Annotated in this window: 24 protein-coding genes and 1 pseudogene; 12 read left to right on the top strand and 13 right to left on the bottom strand. The window is 54.1% G+C overall.

The features are described 5' to 3' along the window. Positions 1–44: 44 nt before the first annotated feature. Complete coding sequence (locus tag EKN38_RS19600; protein ID WP_014832361.1) at positions 45–1,955, bottom strand: ATP-dependent DNA helicase; 1,911 nt, start codon at positions 1,953–1,955, stop codon at positions 45–47. A 132-nt stretch (positions 1,956–2,087) separates the two neighbouring features. Here EKN38_RS19600 and EKN38_RS19595 point away from each other — a divergent pair, with 132 nt between their 5' ends. Beyond that, a complete protein-coding gene (locus EKN38_RS19595; RefSeq protein WP_013096138.1) occupies positions 2,088–2,432 on the top strand; it encodes a RidA family protein in 345 nt (114 codons plus the stop codon). Positions 2,433–2,437: 5 nt separating this feature from the next. On the opposite strand, the gene EKN38_RS19590 is transcribed toward EKN38_RS19595, so the two are convergent. After that, complete coding sequence (locus tag EKN38_RS19590; protein ID WP_008500497.1) at positions 2,438–2,620, bottom strand: YoaH family protein; 183 nt, start codon at positions 2,618–2,620, stop codon at positions 2,438–2,440. Between the two features lie 61 nt (positions 2,621–2,681). Between EKN38_RS19590 and pabB the strand changes: the two genes are divergently transcribed. The 4 genes from pabB (at position 2,682) to EKN38_RS19570 (ending at position 7,870) form a co-directional block, all read left to right on the top strand. Continuing rightward, positions 2,682–4,010, top strand: coding sequence for an aminodeoxychorismate synthase component 1 (pabB, locus tag EKN38_RS19585; protein ID WP_014832362.1), 1,329 nt, complete (start codon positions 2,682–2,684; stop codon positions 4,008–4,010). Positions 4,011–4,013: 3 nt separating this feature from the next. Continuing rightward, a complete protein-coding gene (locus EKN38_RS19580; protein WP_014832363.1) occupies positions 4,014–4,592 on the top strand; it encodes a CoA pyrophosphatase in 579 nt (192 codons plus the stop codon). 184 nt (positions 4,593–4,776) lie between these two features. Continuing rightward, a complete protein-coding gene (gene sdaA / locus EKN38_RS19575) occupies positions 4,777–6,141 on the top strand; it encodes an L-serine ammonia-lyase (protein ID WP_014832364.1) in 1,365 nt (454 codons plus the stop codon). Between the two features lie 130 nt (positions 6,142–6,271). After that, positions 6,272–7,870, top strand: coding sequence for an EAL domain-containing protein (locus EKN38_RS19570; RefSeq protein ID WP_014832365.1), 1,599 nt, complete (start codon positions 6,272–6,274; stop codon positions 7,868–7,870). A gap of 6 nt (positions 7,871–7,876) precedes the next feature. Here the strand turns inward: EKN38_RS19570 and yoaE are convergent, their stop codons facing one another. Together yoaE and EKN38_RS26260 are read right to left on the bottom strand one after the other, a co-directional pair. After that, positions 7,877–9,436, bottom strand: coding sequence for a CNNM family cation transport protein YoaE (gene yoaE / locus EKN38_RS19565; protein ID WP_014832366.1), 1,560 nt, complete (start codon positions 9,434–9,436; stop codon positions 7,877–7,879). Continuing rightward, positions 9,424–9,582 carry a protein YoaL gene (locus tag EKN38_RS26260; RefSeq protein ID WP_373692672.1) on the bottom strand — a complete coding sequence of 53 codons (159 nt, stop codon included), beginning with the start codon at positions 9,580–9,582 and terminating at the stop codon, positions 9,424–9,426. The genes yoaE and EKN38_RS26260 overlap by 13 nt, the downstream gene beginning before the upstream one ends. 314 nt (positions 9,583–9,896) lie before the next feature. Between EKN38_RS26260 and manX the strand changes: the two genes are divergently transcribed. The 5 genes from manX (at position 9,897) to mntP (ending at position 14,052) form a co-directional block, all read left to right on the top strand. After that, on the top strand, positions 9,897–10,862 hold the full coding sequence (gene manX, locus EKN38_RS19560) for a PTS mannose transporter subunit IIAB (protein WP_014832367.1): 966 nt from the start codon (positions 9,897–9,899) through the stop codon (positions 10,860–10,862). A gap of 47 nt (positions 10,863–10,909) precedes the next feature. Beyond that, positions 10,910–11,710: a PTS mannose transporter subunit IIC gene (manY, locus tag EKN38_RS19555; RefSeq protein WP_003859914.1), complete on the top strand. Its 801-nt coding sequence runs from the start codon at positions 10,910–10,912 to the stop codon at positions 11,708–11,710. 12 nt (positions 11,711–11,722) lie between these two features. Then, positions 11,723–12,574, top strand: coding sequence for a PTS mannose transporter subunit IID (locus tag EKN38_RS19550; protein WP_006175979.1), 852 nt, complete (start codon positions 11,723–11,725; stop codon positions 12,572–12,574). Between the two features lie 54 nt (positions 12,575–12,628). Further along, a complete protein-coding gene (locus EKN38_RS19545) occupies positions 12,629–13,087 on the top strand; it encodes a DUF986 family protein (protein WP_014832369.1) in 459 nt (152 codons plus the stop codon). Between the two features lie 398 nt (positions 13,088–13,485). Next, positions 13,486–14,052, top strand: a complete 567-nt coding sequence (gene mntP / locus EKN38_RS19540) for a manganese efflux pump MntP (RefSeq protein ID WP_014832370.1) — start codon at positions 13,486–13,488, stop codon at positions 14,050–14,052. On the opposite strand, the gene rlmA is transcribed toward mntP, so the two are convergent. The 7 genes and pseudogenes from rlmA to mgrB form a co-directional block, all read right to left on the bottom strand. Then, a complete protein-coding gene (gene rlmA, locus EKN38_RS19535) occupies positions 14,049–14,864 on the bottom strand; it encodes a 23S rRNA (guanine(745)-N(1))-methyltransferase (protein WP_014832371.1) in 816 nt (271 codons plus the stop codon). The two genes, mntP and rlmA, sit on opposite strands and share 4 nt — an antisense overlap. Before the next feature lie 67 nt (positions 14,865–14,931). Beyond that, positions 14,932–16,650 (bottom strand): peptidoglycan glycosyltransferase FtsI, encoded by a 1,719-nt coding sequence (gene ftsI / locus EKN38_RS19530; RefSeq protein WP_260480565.1) that lies wholly within the window; start codon positions 16,648–16,650, stop codon positions 14,932–14,934. 220 nt (positions 16,651–16,870) lie between these two features. Then, entirely contained in the window at positions 16,871–17,080 is a 210-nt protein-coding gene (gene cspE / locus EKN38_RS19525; RefSeq protein WP_001062678.1) for a transcription antiterminator/RNA stability regulator CspE, read from the bottom strand. 12 nt (positions 17,081–17,092) lie between these two features. Further along, positions 17,093–17,237, bottom strand: a pseudogene (locus EKN38_RS19520) (DUF2627 domain-containing protein). Positions 17,238–17,763: 526 nt separating this feature from the next. Then, the gene (locus tag EKN38_RS19515) at positions 17,764–18,753 is read right to left on the bottom strand and encodes an MBL fold metallo-hydrolase (protein WP_014832373.1); all 990 of its coding nucleotides are present in this window, start codon (positions 18,751–18,753) and stop codon (positions 17,764–17,766) included. 23 nt (positions 18,754–18,776) lie between these two features. Next, a complete protein-coding gene (locus EKN38_RS19510) occupies positions 18,777–19,067 on the bottom strand; it encodes a YebO family protein (RefSeq protein ID WP_014832374.1) in 291 nt (96 codons plus the stop codon). 74 nt (positions 19,068–19,141) lie between these two features. Further along, positions 19,142–19,285: a PhoP/PhoQ regulator MgrB gene (gene mgrB, locus EKN38_RS19505; protein WP_013096124.1), complete on the bottom strand. Its 144-nt coding sequence runs from the start codon at positions 19,283–19,285 to the stop codon at positions 19,142–19,144. A gap of 159 nt (positions 19,286–19,444) precedes the next feature. Between mgrB and EKN38_RS19500 the strand changes: the two genes are divergently transcribed. Next, on the top strand, positions 19,445–19,684 hold the full coding sequence (locus tag EKN38_RS19500; RefSeq protein WP_013096123.1) for a YobH family protein: 240 nt from the start codon (positions 19,445–19,447) through the stop codon (positions 19,682–19,684). Between the two features lie 66 nt (positions 19,685–19,750). Here the strand turns inward: EKN38_RS19500 and kdgR are convergent, their stop codons facing one another. After that, entirely contained in the window at positions 19,751–20,542 is a 792-nt protein-coding gene (gene kdgR / locus EKN38_RS19495; protein WP_014832375.1) for a DNA-binding transcriptional regulator KdgR, read from the bottom strand. Between the two features lie 178 nt (positions 20,543–20,720). On the opposite strand from kdgR, the gene EKN38_RS19490 reads away from it, so the two are divergent. After that, positions 20,721–22,094 (top strand): MFS transporter, encoded by a 1,374-nt coding sequence (locus EKN38_RS19490; RefSeq protein ID WP_014832376.1) that lies wholly within the window; start codon positions 20,721–20,723, stop codon positions 22,092–22,094. A 51-nt stretch (positions 22,095–22,145) separates the two neighbouring features. On the opposite strand, the gene htpX is transcribed toward EKN38_RS19490, so the two are convergent. After that, a complete protein-coding gene (gene htpX, locus EKN38_RS19485) occupies positions 22,146–23,027 on the bottom strand; it encodes a protease HtpX (RefSeq protein ID WP_010432647.1) in 882 nt (293 codons plus the stop codon). Between the last annotated feature and the right edge of the window lie 70 nt (positions 23,028–23,097).

Genomic DNA, 23,097 nt, shown 5'->3' with positions numbered 1-23,097 from the left:
GTCAGTCACAAAATGGCGCGCATCTTAGCACACTCCCGGGCAAATTACTCCGCCGTTGGGTTGGCCAGGAAGCGAACCGCGCGTTTAATGTCCCGCGTACGCGGCGCGGGCGGCAGGCTGGCGAGGAAGGTCGCACCGTAAGGACGCATCACCAGCCGGTTATCACAGATGACCAGCACGCCGCGATCGTCCACGTCGCGGATCAGACGCCCTACCCCCTGCTTAAGGGTGATCACCGCGTCCGGCAGTTGTACCTCATCGAAAGGATCCCCCCCGCGCAGACGGCAGTCTTCCATCCGCGCTTTGAGCAGCGGATCGTCCGGCGAGGTAAAGGGCAGTTTATCGATAATCACCAGTGACAGGGTATCACCCCGCACGTCCACCCCTTCCCAGAAGCTGCTGGTTGCCACCAGAAGCGCATTCCCGGCGCTGACAAACTGCTGTAACAGTTGCCCTTTGCTGGTTTCGCCCTGCAGCAGCACCGGCAAGGTCATGGTGGCGCGGAACTGTTCAGCCAGATCGCGCATCATGGCGTGGGAGGTACAGAGCATAAAGCAGCGGCCATTGTTGGCCTCAATCATCGGTTTCAGCATGGCTGCCAGCAGTCGCGCGGCGCCGGGCTGATTCGGCAGCGGCAGATTACGCGGCACGCAGAGCAGCGCCTGTTTTTGATAGTCAAACGGGCTCGGCAGCAGCAGTGACTCCGCCTGCTCTATCCCCAATCGTTCAGTGAAGTGGTGCAGGTCGTCATTGACCGACAGGGTCGCGGACGTAAAGATCCAGCTCCCCGGTTTTTGCGCCATCACCTCTTTGAATTTGTCTGCCACCGTCAGCGGCGTAAGCGCCAGGGTGAAATGACGTGAGGTGCATTCGTACCAGTAGCTGTACCCCGGCTGGTTGATCTCTTTCAGCCGTTTCAGACGCCCGCGATAGAGCGTGGCGCGCTCGAAGGCAGCGTCCAGCAGCGCAGAACGGCCAAGCGACAGTTTCGCCACGTCGTAACAGAGTTCCAGCGCATCATCCAATAGCAGCAGTGCGCGCTGGATATTGTTGTCCGCCAGCAGCTCGCGCAAATTACCACGGTAGCCAGGTTCGCCGAGCTGCAGGCGGAAATCCTGCGCGCTTTGCGCCAGGCGATCGGCACATTTTTGCAGCTGCTGGGTATCTTTTAATTCGGTGCGATAGGCAATGGTGAAATCTTTCGCCAGGTCCAGCAGCTGGCGGCTGGAGAGCGACTGGCCGAAATACTGGCTGGCGATATCCGGAAGCTGATGGGCCTCGTCGAAGATCATCACTTCTGCTTCAGGGATCAGTTCACCAAAACCGCTGTCTTTCACCACCATATCCGCGAGAAACAGATGATGGTTCACCACCACCACATCCGCATCCATCGCGGTTTTACGCGCTTTCACCACAAAACAGTCTTTATACAGCGGGCAGTCGCTGCCAAGGCAGTTGTCATTGGTGCTGGTTACCAGCGGCCAGGCGGGAGAGTCTTCCGCCACGCTCGCGCAGGTGCTGATATCGCCCTCCTCCGTCTGGTTGGCCCAGGCGCGAAGAATGATGACATCACTCAGGGTCTGCACCGGCAGGTCGCCGCCCGCCAGTGCCTGTTGTTCAAGACGCTCAAGGCAGAGATAGTTGGAGCGCCCTTTCAGCAACGCCAGCCGCCCTTTGTATTTCAGCGCTTTTGCCACTGTCGGCAAATCTCGGCTGTAGAGCTGATCCTGCAACGCCTTCGAGCCGGTAGAGATTATCACCTTCTTTTTGGCACGCAGCGCCGGTGCAAGGTAAGCGTAGGTTTTTCCCGTGCCGGTGCCGGCTTCCACCACCAGCGGCTGTGCCTTATCGATGGCGCGAGCGACAGCATGCGCCATCTGACGCTGCGGTTCACGCGGTTTAAAACCGGGAATAGCCTGTGCTAACTGCCCTTCAGGGGAAAAATCGTCTGCCACGGTGTTCTCTCACTGTATTTTTGCACAGGGATTATGTCAGCCCATCCTCTCCTGTGCCACCCCAAATAGTGACGACGGCGAAACAATATGGCAGTCTTGCCGCCTGATGATGAAAATAACGAGGAAACGTTTATGACAATTGTGCGCATTGATGCCGAAGCCCGCTGGTCTGATGTCGTCATTCATAACCAGACGCTCTATTACACTGGCGTGCCGTCCAATCTGGATGCGGATGCCTTTGAACAAACGGCTGACACCCTGGCGCAGATCGATGCGGTGCTGGAAAAGCAAGGCAGCGACAAATCGCGCATTCTGGACGCCACCATTTTCCTGGCAAATAAAGACGATTTTGCGGCCATGAACAAAGCCTGGGATGCATGGGTTGTAGCGGGGCACGCGCCTGTACGTTGCACCGTACAGGCCACGCTGATGAAGCCGGAATACAAGGTAGAGATTAAGATTATCGCGGCAGTGTAAGCCGGTTACTCTTCATCCTCATCCTCGAAACGCGCCACGATCCGCTCGCCGGTATGGGTGGCGCGAAGTTCTTCCGCCACCTGTGAAATGGCCTGCCCGCTGCTCATCCCCTGGGACATCAGCTCCTGGATGCGCTCAACCGCTTTCTGCTGCTGCTCGTGGCTCAGAGAAGGTAAACCTGCAAACATCGTCAACTCCTGCTAAATTATTCGCGCTAATTATTTCACGCTGCCCGGTAGTATGCCACACATGAACATGCGCTTCCCCACTGTTATTACCCTGCCATGGCGTACTGACGCCGCTGAATTCTGGTTTGCTCGTCTGAGCCATCTTCCCTGGGCGATGCTGCTGCATTCCGGCCATGCGGACCACCCTTATAGCCGCTTTGACATTCTGGTTGCCGATCCGCTGCATACGGTAACGTCTGACAACCTGCCTTCAACGGACGATCCGCTGATGCGGCTGCAGGAGGCGATCGACGAACTGGGTTTGTCTGCCGCGCCGAACCCGGATCTTCCCTTCCAGGGCGGTGCGCTGGGCGTGTTTGGCTATGACCTTGGTCGCCGCTTTGAAACGCTGCCATCGCTTGCGAAGGCGGATATTCCGCTGCCGGATATGGCGGTGGGACTTTACGACTGGGCGCTGATTGTCGATCACCATAAACAGGTGGTCTCCCTGCTCAGCCATTCGGATGTGAATGCGCGTCTGGCCTGGCTGGAAGCGCAGCAGCCCGCAGCCGCGCCGGATTTCCGTCTGACCTCTGCGTGGCGTTCAAACATGACCCCGCAGACCTATGCGGAAAAATTCGCACGCGTGCAGGCGTATCTGCAAAGCGGCGATTGTTATCAGGTGAACCTTGCCCAGCGCTTCCAGGCGACGTATGAGGGCGATGAATGGCAGGCCTTTACCCGCCTTAATGCCAGCAACCGGGCACCGTTCAGTGCGTTTATCCGTCTCGATCAGGGCGCGATCCTGAGTCTTTCGCCTGAGCGGTTTATTCATCTGGCGGAAGGCAAGATCCAGACGCGCCCGATTAAAGGGACCTTGCCGCGCCTGAGCGATCCGGCTGCCGATCGCCAGCAGGCGGAAAAGCTCGCCGCGTCACCGAAGGACCGCGCCGAAAATTTAATGATTGTCGACCTGATGCGCAACGACATTGGCCGGGTGGCGGTACCGGGCAGCGTTCGCGTGCCGGAACTGTTCGTCGTCGAACCTTTCCCGGCGGTGCACCATCTGGTCAGCACCATTACCGCACAGCTACCGGCTTCGCGTACCCCCTGCGATATTCTGCGCGCCGCGTTTCCGGGGGGATCCATCACTGGTGCACCAAAAGTGCGGGCAATGGAAATTATTGATGAGCTGGAGCCGCACCGTCGCAACGCCTGGTGCGGCAGCATTGGCTACGTGAGCGTCTGCGGGACGCTGGATACCAGCATCACTATTCGCACCCTGACGGCCTGCGACGGCCAGCTCTACTGCTCCGCAGGCGGCGGGATTGTGGCCGATAGCCAGGTGGATGCGGAATATCAGGAAACCTTTGATAAAGTTAACCGTATCCTGAAACAACTGGAGAACTGACGGGTGGAGAGAGAGAACCTGACGCTGGATGATTTTCTGTCGCGCTTTCAGCTGTTGCGGCCACAGGTGAGCCGTGAAGCGCTGAATCAACGTCAGGCGGCGGTGCTGATCCCCGTGGTGCGTCGTGAGCAGCCGGGTTTGCTGCTGACCCAGCGTTCCCCCCATTTACGCAAACATGCCGGTCAGGTCGCTTTTCCCGGCGGCGCGGTAGACAGCAGCGATGCCTCGCTGATTGCCGCCGCGCTGCGTGAAGCGCAGGAAGAGGTGGCCATCCCGCCCGAGGCCGTCGAGATCGTTGGCGTCCTCCCGCCAGTCGACAGCGTGACCGGTTTCCAGGTGACACCGGTGGTGGGCATTATCCCGCCCAGTTTGCAGTATCACGCCAGCGTTGATGAGGTATCCGCGGTGTTTGAAATGCCGCTGGAAGAAGCCCTTCGCCTGAGCCGTTATCACCCGCTGGATATTCAGCGCCGTGGACATCACCATCGGGTCTGGTTGTCCTGGTATCAGCATTATTTTGTCTGGGGCATGACGGCGGGCATCATTCGTGAACTGGCGCTGCAAATCGGCCTGAAGCCTTGACTATACTTTACATTCCGCCCTTTTTTTCAGGTTTGCGATCGGCGTCGCGCTATTAGCAAAACCCATCGTCAACCATTAGTTTAATTCATGTGAATAGTTAAGCCGAGGTCGATGTTCCCTCTTACACTATGCGCAGTTATAACATCGTTACTGGAACCCCGGTAACCCTGTCAGGAGTGTGAAAGTGATTAGTATATTCGACATGTTCAAAGTGGGAATTGGCCCTTCGTCTTCCCATACTGTTGGGCCGATGAAGGCCGGTAAACAGTTCGTCGATGATCTGGTCGAAAAAGGATTACTGGAAAGCGTTACCCGTGTCGCCGTGGATGTCTACGGCTCTCTGTCATTGACGGGTAAAGGCCACCACACCGATATCGCCATTATTATGGGTCTGGCAGGCAATATGCCGGACACAGTAGATATTGATGCCATCCCGGCATTTATCCGTGACGTGGAAACGCGCGGTCGCCTGCTGCTGGCTAACGGCCAGCACGAAGTGGATTTCCCGCAGGACGACGGGATGCGTTTTCGTAGCGACAACCTGCCGCTGCATGAAAACGGCATGACCATCCACGCCTGGAGCGGCGAGAAAGAGATTTACAGCAAAACCTACTACTCCATCGGCGGTGGCTTCATCGTGGATGAAGAGCATTTCGGCAAAGAGAGCACCGGCGACGTCAACGTGCCGTATCCGTTCAAATCTGCCACCGAGATGCTGGGATATTGCAAAGAGACCGGCCTGTCGCTGTCCGGCATGGTGATGCAGAACGAACTGGCGCTGCACAGCAAAAAAGAGATTGAAGACTATTTTGCGAACGTATGGCAGACCATGCGCGCCTGTATCGATCGCGGGATGAACACCGAAGGCGTGCTGCCGGGTCCGCTGCGCGTACCGCGTCGTGCCTCTGCGCTGCGCCGTATGCTGGTGACCACCGATAAATTCTCCAACGACCCGATGAACGTGGTCGACTGGGTGAACATGTTCGCCCTGGCGGTGAACGAAGAAAACGCCGCCGGTGGCCGCGTGGTGACGGCGCCGACCAACGGTGCGTGCGGGATTGTTCCGGCGGTGCTGGCTTATTACGATCACTTTATTGAACCTGTTACGCCAGATATTTATATCCGTTACTTCCTGGCGGCAGGTGCCATTGGTGCGCTGTATAAAATGAACGCCTCTATCTCTGGTGCAGAAGTGGGATGCCAGGGGGAAGTGGGTGTAGCCTGCTCGATGGCAGCGGCAGGTCTGGCAGAGTTGTTGGGTGCAAGCCCTGAGCAGGTCTGCGTGGCAGCGGAAATCGGCATGGAACATAACCTGGGCCTGACCTGTGACCCGGTTGCCGGGCAGGTGCAGGTACCGTGCATTGAGCGTAACGCCATTGCGTCGGTGAAAGCGATTAACGCCTCCCGTATGGCAATGCGCCGTACCAGCGAGCCTCGCGTGTCGCTGGATAAGGTTATTGAGACCATGTACGAAACCGGTAAAGACATGAACGCGAAGTACCGTGAGACTTCCCGTGGGGGTCTGGCCATTAAGGTGCAGTGCGACTAATACCTTCATTCGCCCATCTGCAACGGATGGGCGAAATTTCCTTCTGATTCTCGTCTCCTTTCACTTTCCCCACTACACTTTCACTGTTGCGTCTGGCTTTTGGGGCCGGAGGCTTATCAGGCGACCGTTCATGCAAACCGCACAAACGATCATTAAAAACTATCGCCGAAAACGCGTGATCGTCTGTGTGACGGTTGCGCTCCTTACGCTCATCCTGACGTTAGGCATTCGATTTATTTCACAGCGTAATGTAAATCAACAACGCATTGTCGACTTCGCCAGCCATACCGTTCGTTCACTTGATAACGTTCTGCTTTCTTTGGATAACCGTCGGCCGGAGTTGTTGGGTCTGGTCGGCCAGCCTTGTCCAGAGGCACATCTGACTCTGCGAAAGCAGGCTGCCATTTTACAGACCGTCCGCTCGATCGCCCTGATTAAAGAGGGCATTCTCTACTGCTCCAGTATTTTCGGCAGTCGTGCCGTTCCTGTGCGTGAACTTCAGCCCGCTCTGCCGGCAAGTATGTCAAAGCTCATTTTATCGACCGACCAGTTGCTGCTTAAAGGCAGCCCAATTCTTATTCAGTGGCACCCCACGTCTCAGAGTGGGGAAGATGGTGTTATGGAGATCATTAACATCGATCTGATCACCAGAATGATCCTTGAGCCCCAACGTCCCCTCATCACCGATGTGGCGCTGACCGTCGGGGATCACTCTCTTCGCTATGGTCAACGTGTTACCGACGCGCTGAAGTTTAATGAGACTGACGCGCTGATACAGGAAATGTCGTCGCGCTATCCGTTCTCCATTACGGTCAGCGGACCGGGTCCAGAAGAACTGGCACTAAAAAGCCTGCCAGCACAACTGCCGCTGGGGTTAATGCTAAGCCTGCTGCTGGGTTATCTGGCCTGGCTGGCCACAGCAAACCGGATGAGCTTCACGTGGGAGATCGATATGGGGATTGCGGCGCGGGAATTTGAGCTTTTCTGCCAGCCGCTGGTCAATGCCCGTACCCAGGAGTGCATCGGCGTGGAAATTCTTCTGCGCTGGAATAACCCGCGTCAGGGTTGGATCTCCCCGGAAGTTTTTATTCCCCTGGCAGAAGAGCATAACCTGATTGTTCCCCTGACCCGCTACGTGATTGCCGAAACGGTACGCCAGATAGGCTACTTCCCGTCCGGCCCGGGCTTTCACATCGGCATTAATGTGGCTGCCAGCCACTTCCGTCACGCCGCGCTGTTACAGGATCTGAACCGCTACTGGTTCAGCGCCAACCCGAGCCAGCGGCTGGTCATTGAACTCACGGAGCGCGACGCCCTGGTCGATGCGGATTATCGCATCGTGCGCGAGTTGCACCGCAAAGGGGTCAAACTTGCCATCGACGATTTTGGCACCGGGAACAGTTCGTTCTCCTGGCTTGAAAAGCTCCATCCTGACGTACTGAAAATCGACCAGTCATTCACCACCGCCATCGGAACCGATGCCGTGAACTCAACGGTGACGGATATCATTATTGCGCTGGGTCAGCGGCTGAATATTGAGCTGGTTGCGGAAGGGGTCGAAACGGAGGAGCAGGCCAGGTACTTACGCCGGCACGGTGTCCATACTCTGCAGGGGTATTTCTATGCGCGGCCCATGCCGCTGCGGGATTTTCCACAATGGCTGGCGGAGAGCTCTCCCCCGCCAGCACATCATAACGGGCACGTCGTGCCCTTAATGCCGTTGCGTTAAGAAGACTTACTCATCTTCGTCGTGCACGGATTGCTCTTTAACAATACGCACCATATCAACGCGATAGTCGTTGGCTTCAACAATGGTGATGTGCAATGGTGGCAGTTCGATCACATCGCCCACGCGCGGGATCTGCCCGTTCACGGCGATGACCAGACCGGCAACAGTGGCAATGTCTTCTTCATCGTTGACCACGTTTTCCAGCCCCAGCGTATGCGAAAGCGCGTGCAGGTCAGTGGTACCTTTCACCAGCCAGCCTTCACCATCAGCCACGATTTCCGGTGTTTCGTCCTCATCCGGGAATTCACCGGCAATGGCTTCCAGCACGTCCAGCGGCGTGACCAGCCCCTGCACCACACCAAATTCGTTGGTGACAATCACGAAGCTACCGCGGGCACGACGTAGTACGCCAAGCAGGTTGATCGGGTCCAGCGTTTCCGGTACCACGATAGCCGGCGATGCGGCGGCGATGGCTTCAACGTCAACGCCCTCTTCCAGTGCCACCAGCATCTCTTTGGCGCGCACGACACCGATGATCTCATCCAGCTCACCGCGACACACCGGGAACAGGCTGTGCGGCGAAGAGAGCAGCTGCTGACGAATTTCATCAACGCTCAATCGGGAATCCACCCAGCTTATCTCGCCGCGCGGGGTCATGATGCCACGCAGTGAACGGGAGGCCAGGGAGAGAACGCCGTTAATCATATAACGCTCTTCTTCCACAAACGCCCCTTCCGGCACCGGAACCGGGTTACGGTTCTCGGTGTCACTCTGCACATTCACCTGACGGCGACCGCCCATCAGACGCAGGATGGCATCCGCCGTACGGGCACGCAGCGGTTGATTAGACTGCTGCTTGATGAAGTTACGGCGTGCAATCTGGTTGAAGAGTTCGATCAGGATCGAGAAACCAATCGCGGCGTACAGGTAGCCTTTCGGAATATGGAAACCGAAGCCTTCCGCAACCAGGCTCAGACCAATCATCAGCAGGAAACTCAGACACAGCACCACGACCGTCGGATGTTGGTTCACAAAGCGGGTCAGCGGTTTAGACGCCAGCAGCATAACCGCCATGGCGATAACCACAGCCGCCATCATCACCGGGAGATGGTTCACCATACCCACCGCCGTGATCACCGCATCGAGCGAGAAGACGGCATCCAGCACCACGATCTGCAGCACCACTACCCAGAAGCTGGCATAACCCTTGCCGTGACCATCATCGTGCTGCCGGTTCTCCAGCCGCTCGTGCAGCTCTGTCGTGGCTTTAAACAGCAGGAATATCCCCCCGAGCAGCATGATCAAATCGCGGCCGGAGAAAGTGAAATCCATGACGGTAAAGAGCGGTTTCGTCAGGGTGACCATCCACGAAATGACGGACAGCAGCGCCAGTCGCATGACCAGGGCCAGCGAGAGGCCGATCAGACGCGCTTTATCACGCTGTTTTGGCGGCAGTTTATCTGCAAGGATGGCGATAAACACCAGATTATCAATGCCGAGTACGATCTCCAGCACCACCAGCGTGAGTAATCCCACCCAGATTGACGGGTCCATTAAGAATTCCATGACAAGCTCCTGCTAAAGGAATGACAAAACGGTGCCCCACTCAACGTGGGCAAAACAGAGGCAAACAGAGTCGATACGTGGCGAGGATCGCCGGTGAAAAAGGCGCGAAGTGGCCTGGTAGATGACTGACGTCGGTGACGGTCCATATAGTGGGCTGTAGCCCTATACTCCTGATCATTTAAACGGAGGCTAAACATATCAGAGACAATAGGTTTTTAGCAAAGATTTACGTTCCTTTGCAAAAACGCGAAAAGGCGAAATATGTGTTGAGTAATTTCTGATTTTCGAAACCTAAATTACGGATCTTCATCACATAAATTATTTTTTCACTATCTAAAATAATTCGCGGAAGTCTTAGCTTTTTAACTCTAACCCTTATCTGAATCGATTCGGTTCGCCAATACGATTCTCAGTACGTCTGTCTGGCAGACGTATTAATGATAATAAAAGGAGGTAGCAAGTGACCATTGCTATTGTCATAGGCACACATGGTTGGGCTGCAGAGCAGCTACTCAAAACAGCAGAGATGCTGTTGGGCGAGCAGGAAAACGTCGGCTGGATCGATTTCGTTCCCGGTGAAAACGCCGAGACGCTGATTGAGAAATACACGGCTCAACTGTCGAAGCTGGATACCAGCAAAGGCGTGCTGTTTCTCGTTGATACATGGGGAGGCAGTCCGTTCAACGCTGCCAGCCGCATTGTCGTCGATAAAGAGCACTATGAAGTTGTCGCCGGGGTCAATATCCCGATGCTGGTGGAAACCTTCATGGCACGCGACGACAATCCGGGTTTTGATGAGCTGGTCGCCCTGGCTGTCGAAACCGGCCGCGAAGGCGTGAAAGCACTGAAGGCGCAGCCGGTTGAGAAACCCGCGCCGGTAGCTGCCGCAGCGCCAAAAGCCGCAACACCCGCAAAACCCATGGGCCCGAACGATTACATGGTTATCGGCCTTGCGCGTATCGATGACCGTTTGATCCACGGTCAGGTGGCCACGCGCTGGACAAAAGAGACCAACGTTCGACGCATTATCGTGGTCAGCGACGAAGTAGCCGCCGACACAGTGCGTAAAACTCTCCTCACCCAGGTTGCTCCTCCGGGCGTTACCGCGCACGTGGTGGATGTCGCCAAGATGATCCGCGTTTACAACAACCCGAAATATGCCGGTGAACGCGTCATGCTTCTGTTCACTAACCCGACAGACGTCGAGCGCATTGTTGAAGGCGGCGTGAAAATCACCTCCGTTAACATTGGTGGTATGGCTTTCCGTCAGGGCAAAACGCAGGTCAACAACGCGATTTCAGTCGATGCGAAGGATATCGAGGCATTTAACAAGCTGAATGCTCGCGGTATTGAACTGGAAGCCCGTAAGGTTTCCACGGACCCGAAACTGAAAATGATGGATTTGATCGGCAAAGTTGGGAAATAAGCCCGCGCCGGTTTTTCACATAAAGCTTATGCAATAGGAGAAGTACAATGGAGATTACCACTCTTCAGATTGTGCTGGTGTTCATCGTCGCGTGTATTGCGGGTATGGAATCCGTACTTGATGAATTTCAGTTCCACCGTCCTCTGGTGGCCTGTACGCTGATTGGTGCCGTTCTCGGTGATATGAAAACCGGTATCATCATCGGTGGTACCCTGGAAATGATCGCCCTCGGCTGGATGAACATCGGTGCGGCAGTTGCGCCCGATGCCGCGCTGGCGTCCATTATTTCGACCGTGCTGGTTATTGCCGGTCATCAAAGCATTGGTGCCGGTATCGCACTGGCTATTCCGCTGGCCGCAGCAGGCCAGGTACTGACCATTATCGTTCGTACTATCACCGTGGCTTTCCAGCATGCGGCGGATAAGGCGGCCGAAAACGGCAATCTTACGGCGCTCTCCTGGATCCACGTCTCGTCCCTGTTCCTGCAGGCGATGCGTATCGCTATTCCGGCCGTTATCGTCGCTATCTCCGTGGGGACCAGCGAAGTTCAGGGCATGCTCAACGCGATCCCTGAAGTGGTTACCAGCGGTCTGAACATCGCCGGTGGTATGATCGTGGTGGTCGGTTATGCGATGGTTATCAACATGATGCGCGCAGGCTACCTGATGCCATTCTTCTACCTGGGCTTCGTGACCGCCGCCTTCACCAACTTCAACCTGGTTGCTCTCGGTGTGATTGGTGCGGTGATGGCGATTCTCTACATCCAGCTCAGCCCGAAATATAACCGCGTTGCGGGTGCCCCAGCGCAGGCTGCTGGTAATAACGATCTCGATAACGAACTGGACTAACAGGTGAGCGAAATGGTTGATATGACTAAAACTACCCCTGAGAAGAAACTCACTCCGGGTGATATTCGTGGCGTGTTCATCCGTTCTAACCTGTTTCAGGGTTCATGGAACTTCGAACGTATGCAGGCCCTGGGCTTCTGCTTCTCCATGGTACCGGCGATCAAACGCCTCTATCCGGAGAACAACGAAGCACGTCGTCAGGCGATTAAGCGTCACCTGGAATTCTTTAACACCCATCCTTACGTAGCAGCTCCGGTTCTGGGCGTTACCCTGGCGATGGAAGAGCAGCGTGCAAACGGCGCAGAGATTGACGATGGTGCCATCAACGGTATCAAAGTCGGTCTGATGGGGCCGCTGGCAGGCGTAGGTGACCCGATCTTCTGGGGTACGGTTCGCCCGGTCTTTGCCGCGCTGGGGGCGGGTATCGCGATGAGCGGCAGCCTGCTCGGTCCACTGCTGTTCTTCATCCTGTTCAATGCGGTGCGCCTGCTGACCCGTTACTACGGCGTGGCGTACGGTTACCGTAAAGGGGTGGATATCGTTAAAGATATGGGCGGTGGCTTCCTGCAAAAACTGACTGAGGGGGCGTCAATTCTCGGCCTGTTTGTGATGGGGGCACTGGTTAACAAGTGGACGCACGTGAACATCCCACTGGTGGTTTCAACCATCACCGGACAGGATGGGCAAACCCGTGTCACCACCGTGCAGACCATCCTCGACCAGCTGATGCCTGGCCTGGTGCCGCTGCTGCTGACCTTCGCCTGTATGTGGCTGCTGCGTAAGAAAGTCAACCCACTGTGGATCATCGTTGGCTTCTTCGTCATCGGTATCGCGGGCTACGCTGTCGGCCTGCTGGGTCTGTAAGAACGTGCATTAACTGCCGGGGGCTTGCCCCCGGTTTTTTTATCTGGAGGATGAATGACTGTCACGGATATCGTACTGGTTTTGTTTATTGTTGCCCTTCTTGCTTACGCCATCTATGACGAGTTCATCATGCCCCGCCGCCACGGCGAGACGCTGCTCACCCTTCCCCTTTTGCGACGCGGGCGCGTTGATGCGTTTATCTTCGCGGGCCTCGTTGCCATTCTTATTTACAATAACGTGACCAGTCATGGTGCAATATTAACCACATGGTTATTATGTGCGCTGGCATTAATGGCGATCTACCTGTTCTGGATCCGTGTGCCCAAAATCATTTTTAAAAGCCGCGGATTTTTCTTTGCCAATGTATGGATAGAATATAACCGCATTAAAGAGATGAATTTATCCGAAGATGGCGTGCTGGTCATGCAATTAGAACAGCGCCGCCTGCTTATCCGGGTTAAAAATATTGATGACCTGGAAAAGATATACAAATTACTCCTTAAAACTCAATAAGTTAAAATTATAGCATTGGCTATATTTTGTGTTTCTTTTCGCGCACACAATATAGCCAGAGCTATATTCCGTTCTTTAATTTACCTCTATTTATTAACGATATATTCACGCTTAAATCTAAATGAAAATCGTTATCAACAACCCAATAAAATAATAGCCCACCGTTGTTGTTTTATATTCTCAAAATATGTTAAGGTTGCGCCCGTCGTTGGGGAGTAGCTAATTTCCTGTTCGCAGGAAATGTACGTGTCAACATACTCGTTGAAAAACGTGGCGCGTACGGATCGTTTTCCGCACAGTGTGGGCGAGACGGTCAGGCGAGACCATAGATACATCAACTGCTGTTTACTGGGGGCAGTGATGTGTCATATGGATATCCTCCCGGTCTGGACGCTTGTATGAATATCTCCGCCACACTTCTTCTCGCTTTCGGCATGTCCATGGATGCTTTCGCGGCTTCCATCGGTAAAGGCGCCACTCTGCACAAACCCAAATTTTCTGAAGCGCTGCGCACAGGTCTGATATTCGGTGCTATCGAAACGCTAACGCCGCTTATCGGCTGGGGCCTGGGTATGCTGGCCAGCCAGCTGGTGCTGGAGTGGAACCACTGGATTGCATTTGTCCTGCTGGTGTTCCTCGGCGGACGAATGGTGATTGAAGGGTTTCGTGGTAGCAGCGAGGAAGATGAAGAGCCTCAGCACCGCCACGGTTTCTGGCTGCTGGTCACTACCGCGATTGCCACCAGCCTTGATGCCATGGCCGTCGGTGTTGGCCTGGCCTTCCTGCAGGTGAATATTATTGCCACCGCGCTGGCCATCGGTTGCGCCACTCTGATTATGTCCACCCTGGGAATGATGGTTGGCCGCTTTATCGGCCCGCTGCTGGGTAAGCGAGCCGAGATCCTGGGCGGGATCGTGTTAATCGGCATTGGTGCCCAAATTCTCTGGGCACACTTCGCCGCTTAATCTTCGCGCTGCCAGCAGTGGATGCTGAAATCCGTCTGGCAGCGAAATGTTGAGTGCGCCGCCAACGTCTCCCACACAGCCGGTTTTGCCCGCCATGCAAACGGCGTCATTTGCAGCAACGCCACGGCCTCATTCCCTTTCAGGTCCATCTCATACGCGACGGTATGTTCCTGCCTGAGCACAAAACCAGCCAATTGTTCTGAATGGGGGGCATGCAGGCGAACATCGTCATAAATCAGCCCTTTCAGCTCCATCAGGTGACGTGGGCCAGGCGTGACGGTTATCACCCATCCACCGGGTTTCACCACCCGCGCCAGTTCCTCTGCCTTGCAGGGAGCATAAATACGCACGACGGCATCCATGCTGGCATCATCAAACGGCAGCCGGTGGCTCGATGCCACACAGAACATCACCGCCGCATAGCGTTTAGCCGCGGCGCGAATCGCCACTTTCGACACATCCAGCCCCATCGTTTGAGCGCCCTTCTCGCGCGCAATCTCCGCAAACCTTGCGGTGTAATACCCTTCCCCGCAGCCGATATCCAGCAAAGCCGACGCATTATCCGCGAGATTTTCACCGAGCAGCTGCGCGACGGTTTCCCGGAGTGGCTGATAGTGCCCGGCATCCAGAAATGCGCGGCGCGCCTGCATCATTTCAGCGCTGTCGCCCGGATCGCGGGAGCGTTTATGCTGCACCGGCAGAAGATTCACATACCCTTCTTTCGCCATATCAAACTGATGTCCCTGCGGACACGCATAACTTTTCTCAGAACGCGTCAGGCGCGCGTGGCAAAGGGGGCAACTGAAAGGCATGACAACTCCGGGACATAAACCAAAGGGCGAAGTGTACCGCTATTCGCCCCGTTATAAAACGCCAGGGTTAACGCATGACGATAAGGTGGCTGGAATCCGCCGGCAGGCCATCCGGTTTCACGTTCTCCAGGCGCAGCACATTCCCCATGATCTCACTGAAAACGGGCGCTGAAACGGCCCCCCCATAATAGGCTCCGTTCTGCGGATCGTTTATGACCACCACCAGTGCAAAACGCGGGTCGCTGGCAGGGGCAACGCCTGCGGTATAGGCGACATATTTATCGACGTACTTGCCACTGTCATCAATCTTCTTCGCTGTACCGGTTTTAACCGCCACACGGTAATCCCGTACCGCGGCTTTAACCCCTCCGCCGCCCGGAAGCGCCACGCTTTCCATCATGTGTTCCACCTCATGCGCGATCTCTTCTGGCATGACTCTGTGGCCTATCACCGGCGGGTCGATACGGGTGATTGAGAGCGGACGCTCCAGCCCATACCCTCCGATGGTGGCGTAGACGTGCGCCAGCTGAAGTGGTGTCACCATCAGGCCGTAGCCGAAGGCAAACGTTGCCCTGTCAAGTTGACTCCAGAATTTACGCTGCGGCAGTAGCCCTGAGCTTTCTCCCGTTAAACCAAGTCCGGTATTTGTGCCAAAGCCAAAATTCCGGTAGGTGTCGATAAGATGCTGGATGGGCATTGCCAGAGAGAGACGGGATACGCCGGTGTCGCTCGATTTTTGCAGGATCCCGGTCATCGTCAGTTCCGGGTAGTAACCCACATCGCGGATACGGTGACCGTCAAGGATATACGGATGGGTATCAATGACGCTGTCTGGCTGGACCAGGCCCTGCTGTAATGCCGTCATCAGGACCAGCGGTTTGACGGTAGAGCCGGGTTCGAAGGTATCGCTGATAGCACGATTACGGAAATCGTTTAACGTTGCACCTTCACGGTTGTTAGGGTTGAAATCGGGGTAGCTCGCCATGGCGAGTATTTCCCCGGTGGGGATATTGATCAGTACCGATGCACCCGACTCGGCTTTATTCCAGGCCACCGCATTATCAAGCGCATCCTCGGTAATGGTTTGTAGCCGCTCGTCAATGCTCAACTGGATATTATGTGCGGGTACCGGCGCCACTTCCGTCAGGTTTTCCACCACGTGCCCATAGCGGTCTTCCCTCACCTGCCTGACTCCGGCCTTACCCATAAGTTGCGCGTTGAAACTCTTCTCTACGCCTTCAATGCCCTGACCATCAATATTGGTGAAACCAATAAGGTTTGCGGCCACATGACCTGCCGGATAGAAACGGCGGGACTCATCACGCAAATTGATACCCGGCAAATTCAGTTTATCGATCCACTGCGCCTGAGCAGGATCGACTTGCCGGGCAAGATAGATGAATCGCCCCTGCGGATTACTGTTAATGCGCGATGCCAGCGTGCTGAGGGAGAGATGCAGCGCACTGGCCAGCGCCTGCCAGCGGTCATCAAACCCAACACCACCTTTCGCCAGCACTGTTTTGGGGTCTGCCCACACGGCTCTGACAGGCACACTCACCGCCAGTGGTCGGCCTTCACGATCCATGATCATCCCGCGCGGGGCATCAATCGCCACCTCACGCAGCGATCGCATATCTTCCTGCTTCACCAGATTGTCAGGTTTAATAATTTGCAGCCAGGCAACGCGCCCGAGCAAAAATGCAAGACTACAAAAAATAGCAAAACAGAGCAGCGCAAACCGCGCCGGGGTGAAACTCCCGGCACTCATTATTATTTTCTTCTTCACCTGAACCCCATGACTGTTAAACAACGCCCTGATTTAACGGGAAAAGCCGCTGTGATGGGGGGAAAACAGTGCTAATAATGTCGTAGCTTTGCAACAAGTTACTAACAGGGGAAAGAGATAGTAATATTTTGAAAGATAAGGCATATAAAAAAGCCCCGCGATAAGCGAGGCTTTATGTCTGAGAGTGAAGTGCTACGCGCTTCAGTCAGCAGCGGTTCGATCAGATAGCAGTTACGTTAACTGCAGCTGGGCCTTTCTGGCCGTCCTGAATTTCGAACTCAACGTTCTGGCCTTCAGCCAGAGTTTTGAAGCCGTTACCCTGGATTGCAGAGAAGTGTACGAACACGTCTTTGCTGCCGTCAGCAGGAGTAATGAAACCAAAACCTTTAGACTCGTTGAACCACTTAACTTGACCTTTAATCTTTGCCATTTGCAAAATTCCTTAGAGTGTTTTCTTAGCCCGCAGGCATTGACTGAGATAAAACTGAGACATTACTGCTTGAGGCACTAATATAAGGTTCGGCAGAGAAGCGGTATTCAACGACAACGTGTTTACTCAGGACTTCTTTACTGAAAATGCCACACATAAACAGAACTGTACCTCGTTTGACCCAAAACGTGTTATCACACACTATGTTTAATATGGCAAGCCATTTTTAAACATGTCTCGATCCGCCGCACAAATTCGAACACTGACTGTAAGGATTTGCACAATTATGCGCACCACTTCCAGGCAGGCTCACGTCCTTATACAGACTCAACGTTGCTTTCACACCCGCTGTAATCTAAGACTTTTTTAACATAGCTCAATCATTACAATGCGTCCAGCAACCTACGAAAGAAAGCCGGAAACAGTGATTGATTTAGAACATTTTGTGAAAAGTTATGCTCAAATCATTGTAACGCGGCTGTATTGTTACAAACAAAATACACTGCTAATAAACCCGGCTCAACTGGGTTAAAAATCACCAGATAATAAAAAGTGTTATGCACCAAAATAATGAAATTTTTATGACTCTGCCTCAAAAGAAGGCAAGCAAAACGTTTCGATAAAAATAAAAAATGCGTGAGTGGCTTTAATAGCAGAATATATGCAACAAATCGTCGCTTCGCTTACAAGGATAAATATTCACCAATTTTCAGTATCCTGAAGGAATTATTAACCGGTGCTAAATTAACAAGCGCGTCAGTTAACTCTCTGACGGGTTCATCAAGGGATTCATCCGCCAGTTCAAACACGCCCCAGTGGATGGGAAACGCTAACGGGCTACCCAGTTGCTGCCACAGTGCGACAGCAGACTGCGGATCCATGTGGTGTACCGCCATGAACCATCTTGGTGCATAAGCGCCAACCGGCAACGCGGCGGCGTCAATTTTTCCCAGCCGTTCCGGGATCAAAAGCAGCTCCGGGGTATAACCCGTATCGCCGCTAAACCAGAAACGTCGTTGACGACCTTCAAAGACCCAGCCACACCACAGGGAGCGATTGCGGTTCCAGAATGTTCGCATACTCCAGTGCTGTGCCGGCACGGCGGTCAGGGTTATCCCCTGCCAGGTGATACTCTGCCACCAGTCGAGCTCAACAATGCGCCTTGCTCCCCGTCGGCGAAACCACTGTGCAAGACCTAACGGCACGAAGAAACTGACGTCCGGAAAGCGCTTCAGGATACGGCGAATGGTCGCGTGATCAAGGTGATCGTAATGATTGTGGGAGATAACCACTGCATCAAGCTGCGTGAGTTGTTCCACAGAGAGAACGGGAGGCGTTCTGCGCAGGGGGCCCAGGAACGGTACGGGAGAGGCGCGTCGGGAAAACACCGGGTCGGTGAGTAGAGTATTGCCGTCCATTTGCAGCAGCATACTCGCATGCCCCAGCCACCATACCCCATCTTCATGAGGTTGATTAAGCGACACGGGCTGCCACCACTGGCGGATAAAGTCGTCATAACCGAGCGCAGGAGGTTTGGGCAAACCGGCCTCTTTACGCGCTTTACGCCAGCGATCAAGGTCACCGGGCTGATGCCCACCAGGTTGGGTATTCTGAAAACCGTTCGGGGTGTGGTGTTTCAGGGAGGGGTCATACCAGGGATTTTTCCAGACCACAACCGCCTCCCAGGACAGAAAGATTAACGCTCAGCCACCAGACGGATAAAATCGTCTTTGTCGTCGCTCTCTTCGGCGACGGTTTCTTTCGCCGCGTCTTTCTCTTCCGGTTCGTTAGCCTCGCACAGACGGCGTAACAGCGCATTCTGACGCTTTTGCTGATCGAGCAGCGCTTCCAGCAGTTCGATCTGCTCGTTAGTCCGTGAGCTCGCGCGGTTCACGAAAAACCAGATGACGAGCCCCACCAGCAGAACAACGACAGAGACCATCAGGGATGCCATATTCATCAGCCCTGAATTCAGTAACTCACCCATTTCACCACCTCAATAAAAAAACGCATTTTACCACTGGCGCGAAGGAAGGAAATCACCTTAAGAAAAAATGCCTGTTACCACGGAATAAACTTATTGATTGCGCAAACGCCGCTAAAAAACTGTACATCCTGATCGCACATCACATTGATCGTCTGCGTCCACAACACCACGCATGCAATCAGCACGATAACCAGAATTACCCAGCGTATTTTTTTCACTCCACACTCCGTCTTAACATCTGTTGCATACAGGTTATCACGGTTATCTTAAACAAGGACTAACTGTAACGCCTGTAAGCCCTTTTCAGAATCATGCACTTGTTTCATAGAGTAAACCGTTTAGTCTTGAGGCATGACAACAAAGATAAAGAGGCAATGATGCATTTAATCATTCGAACAATTATTGCACTGGCCGTAGTCTGGATTGGCCTTTTGTTAACCGGATATGGCGTGCTTGTGGGAAGCACCGAAAACGCAGCTGGATTAGGTATCCAGTGTAAATACCTGACCGCACAGGGAATGAGCACAGCACAGTACCTGCATTCTGATAGTGGGATCATCGGTTTAACCAACTGTCCGGTCCTGCGTAAAACCTCCGTCGTCATTGATAATGGTTAATGACCCTTTTTTACAACTGATAAAAAAACGCCGCAATGTCTGCGGCGTTTTTCATGCTAAGGGCAATTAAAACGGATATTCGTTATAGCCCATCTGCTCAGAAATCTTACGCGCGGCGGTATGGAGAATAGCAACATACTCATGCAGACGCTCTTCTGAAAAGCGCAGCGTCGGGAAGGAGATACTCAGGCCCGCAATCACCACACCGAAGCGGTCGAATACCGGCACACCAATACAGCGCAGCCCTTCTTCCTGCTCTTCGTTATCTTCGCCGTAGCCCTGCTCACGTACCTTATCGAGCACCGTTAACAGTTCATCCGTGCTGGTGATAGTACGCTGAGTGCTACGTTTATACTCCACACCATCGAGGATCTGCTTCACTTCTTCACGATCGCGCCATGCCAGCAGCACTTTACCGATAGCGGTACTGTACAGCGGATTGCGGCGACCAATGCGGGAATACATGCGCAGGTTATACATTGAGTCAATTTTATGGATGTAAACAATGCTGTCTTCATCCAGCGCCCCCAGGTGAATGGTCTCTTTAGTCAGGCGAGAGAGCTCACGCATCTGGATATCTGCACTACGAACCAGGTCAACGTTTTGCAGCGCACGGGCACCTAATTCGAACAGTTTTAGCGTCAGAGAATACTTTTCAGACTCGCCTTCCTGTGCGACATAACCCAGTGACTTCATGGTTTGCAAAAAGCGATAAACGGTGCTTTTCGACATCATCACACGCTGCGACAATTCTGTAATACCAATTTCACGCTCTTCTCCGAGCGCCTGCAGGATGCCAAACACCTTCAGCACGGAAGAAACAGAATCGGGTTGTTTATCCAAATCTGCAATTGCCATTCATCACCTCATAGAGAGTGTTTTATAAAAATCAGAACCGGTTTTTATTATAAATTCCCGTCATGCTACCTGCAATCAATCCGCGTTTACTTCGTTACAAATCTGCGACATAAAGCGCTGTTAACAGTGCTAAAATAGTTACCTTGAGAATAATTTCACACTGAGCTATTTATCCACCATGGAAAAAAAACTGCCCGATGGTCTGCCTTTACCTCAGCGGTATGGCGCTATCGCTACGATTATCATCGGTATTTCGATGGCCGTACTCGACGGCGCAATTGCCAATGTTGCCTTGCCCACCATTGCCAGCGATCTGCATGCCTCACCCGCCAGCTCTATCTGGATCGTTAACGCCTATCAGATAGCGATCGTGGTGTCATTGCTCTCTTTCTCTTTTCTGGGGGATATGTTCGGCTACCGACGGGTCTATCAGTGCGGGCTGGCGGTGTTTACCCTGACCTCGCTGTTCTGTGCCCTCTCAGATTCTCTGCATACTCTGACGCTGGCACGCATTGCACAGGGTTTTGGTGGTGCGGCACTGATGAGTGTCAATACCGCATTGATCCGCTTAATTTATCCCCAACGTCATCTGGGACGGGGAATGGGGATTAACTCCTTCATTGTGGCAGTATCTTCGGCGGCCGGGCCGACAATTGCGGCGGCCATACTGTCTGTCGCCTCATGGCAATGGCTGTTCGCCATCAATGTACCGCTGGGTATTATTGCTCTCTTCTTTGCCCTGCGCTATCTGCCGGGGAACGGCCCCAGAAGCATCATGCCCCGTTTTGACATCGCCAGTGCGGTGATGAATGCGCTGACCTTTGGCCTGCTGATTACAGCCCTGAGCGGCTTTGCGCAGGGTCAGTCCATTTGGCTGACCGCCACAGAAATTGCTGCCCTGCTGGTGATTGGCGTCTTCTTCGTTCGCCGCCAGCTCTCGTTACCGGTGCCGTTACTGCCCGTCGATCTGCTACGTATTCCCCTGTTTTCACTCTCAATATGCACGTCAATTTGTTCGTTCTGCGCCCAGATGCTGGCCCTTGTCTCTCTGCCTTTCTTCCTGCAGAGCGTAATAGGACGTTCTGAAGTGGAGACCGGACTCCTGCTCACCCCGTGGCCACTGGCGACGATGGTGATGGCACCGCTGGCAGGTTATCTCATAGAGCGCGTACATGCAGGATTACTGGGCGCGCTGGGGCTGGCGGTGATGGCGGCAGGCCTGTTTGCGCTGGCACTGCTTCCGTCGTCACCCACAGATCTGGATATTATCTGGCGCATGATCCTCTGCGGAGCCGGTTTTGGCCTGTTCCAGTCGCCGAATAATCACACCATTATCACCTCCGCTCCGCGCCATCGCAGCGGAGGAGCCAGTGGCATGTTGGGTACCGCTCGCCTGCTGGGACAAAGCACCGGTGCGGCACTGGTCGCCCTGATGTTTAACCTCGCCGGGCAAAACGGTAATCACCTTGCGCTCATTACCGCAGGCACACTGGCCACCCTTGCCGCGATCGTCAGCGGCCTGCGCGTCACTCAGCCCAGCGTGCAGGCATAAAAAAAGCCGGGTGGAGTTGCCTCCAGCCCGGCTCATGTTCAACCTTCAACGTTACTTCAGGTATTCCCCGCTACGCAGCGCTTCAATACGTTTATCCAGCGGCGGGTGAGACATAAACAGCTCGCTCAACGATTTTGATTTACCGTTGATGCAGAATGCCATCATGCTGTTCGCTTCCTGCGGCTCGTAGCTGGTTTTCAGACGCTGCAGGGCAGCAATCATCTTCTCACGACCTACCAGTTTCGCAGAGCCGGCATCCGCGTGGAATTCACGGTGACGGGAGAACCACATGGTGATGATGCTGGCCAGAATGCCGAACACCAGCTCCAGAACCATCGATACCGCGAAGTAGATCAGCGGGTTACCGTTGCTCTCTTCACCTTCATCGCGGTTACCCCCCATAAAGCCAGCCGCAATCTGTGCCAGAATACGGGAAATAAAGATAACAAAGGTGTTCACCACGCCCTGAATCAGCGTCATGGTCACCATGTCACCGTTCGCGATATGGCTGATTTCGTGCGCGATAACCGCTTCGGCTTCGTCACGGCTCATGTTTTGCAGCAGCCCGGTACTTACCGCAACCAGTGACGCATCGCGACGGGCACCCGTGGCGAAGGCATTAATATCCGGCGCATGGTAAATGGCAACCTGCGGCATGGCGATCCCGGCCTGCTTAGATTGCTGAGCCACCGTATTCATCAGCCACTGCTCCATATCGTTACGCGGCTGTTCAATAACCTCACCACCTACCGACTTCAGCGCCATCCACTTCGACATCAGCAGTGAAATAAATGAGCCACCAAAACCAAACAGCAGCGCCATAATCAACAGACCCTGAACGCTACTCGACTGAATTCCTGTCAGGCTTAGCACGAGCCCGAAAACCACCATCACCGCAAGGTTGGTGAGCAGGAAGAGCGCGATTCGCATCATAATTTTCTTTTAACCTCAGTTTAACAAAACGCACTATGCGATTACCCACATCGTATGGGTATTGTGGCTA

Source organism: Enterobacter sp. WCHEn045836 (assembly GCF_003965585.1).
Taxonomy (GTDB): domain Bacteria; phylum Pseudomonadota; class Gammaproteobacteria; order Enterobacterales; family Enterobacteriaceae; genus Enterobacter; species Enterobacter dissolvens.
Note: the sequence above shows the minus strand (reverse complement) of the source record. Positions and strands in the feature narration are given on the sequence as shown.

Coding starts and splice junctions, on each gene's coding strand:
- EKN38_RS19595 (WP_013096138.1), top strand. CDS start 2,088: ATGACAATTGTGCGCATTGATGCCGAAGCCCGCTGGTCTGATGTCGTC.
- EKN38_RS19590 (WP_008500497.1), bottom strand. CDS start 2,620: ATGTTTGCAGGTTTACCTTCTCTGAGCCACGAGCAGCAGCAGAAAGCG.
- pabB (WP_014832362.1), top strand. CDS start 2,682: ATGAACATGCGCTTCCCCACTGTTATTACCCTGCCATGGCGTACTGAC.
- EKN38_RS19570 (WP_014832365.1), top strand. CDS start 6,272: ATGCAAACCGCACAAACGATCATTAAAAACTATCGCCGAAAACGCGTG.
- yoaE (WP_014832366.1), bottom strand. CDS start 9,436: ATGGAATTCTTAATGGACCCGTCAATCTGGGTGGGATTACTCACGCTG.
- EKN38_RS26260 (WP_373692672.1), bottom strand. CDS start 9,582: ATGGACCGTCACCGACGTCAGTCATCTACCAGGCCACTTCGCGCCTTT.
- manY (WP_003859914.1), top strand. CDS start 10,910: ATGGAGATTACCACTCTTCAGATTGTGCTGGTGTTCATCGTCGCGTGT.
- EKN38_RS19550 (WP_006175979.1), top strand. CDS start 11,723: ATGGTTGATATGACTAAAACTACCCCTGAGAAGAAACTCACTCCGGGT.
- EKN38_RS19545 (WP_014832369.1), top strand. CDS start 12,629: ATGACTGTCACGGATATCGTACTGGTTTTGTTTATTGTTGCCCTTCTT.
- mntP (WP_014832370.1), top strand. CDS start 13,486: ATGAATATCTCCGCCACACTTCTTCTCGCTTTCGGCATGTCCATGGAT.
- rlmA (WP_014832371.1), bottom strand. CDS start 14,864: ATGCCTTTCAGTTGCCCCCTTTGCCACGCGCGCCTGACGCGTTCTGAG.
- cspE (WP_001062678.1), bottom strand. CDS start 17,080: ATGGCAAAGATTAAAGGTCAAGTTAAGTGGTTCAACGAGTCTAAAGGT.
- EKN38_RS19510 (WP_014832374.1), bottom strand. CDS start 19,067: ATGGGTGAGTTACTGAATTCAGGGCTGATGAATATGGCATCCCTGATG.
- EKN38_RS19500 (WP_013096123.1), top strand. CDS start 19,445: ATGCATTTAATCATTCGAACAATTATTGCACTGGCCGTAGTCTGGATT.
- kdgR (WP_014832375.1), bottom strand. CDS start 20,542: ATGGCAATTGCAGATTTGGATAAACAACCCGATTCTGTTTCTTCCGTG.
- EKN38_RS19490 (WP_014832376.1), top strand. CDS start 20,721: ATGGAAAAAAAACTGCCCGATGGTCTGCCTTTACCTCAGCGGTATGGC.
- htpX (WP_010432647.1), bottom strand. CDS start 23,027: ATGATGCGAATCGCGCTCTTCCTGCTCACCAACCTTGCGGTGATGGTG.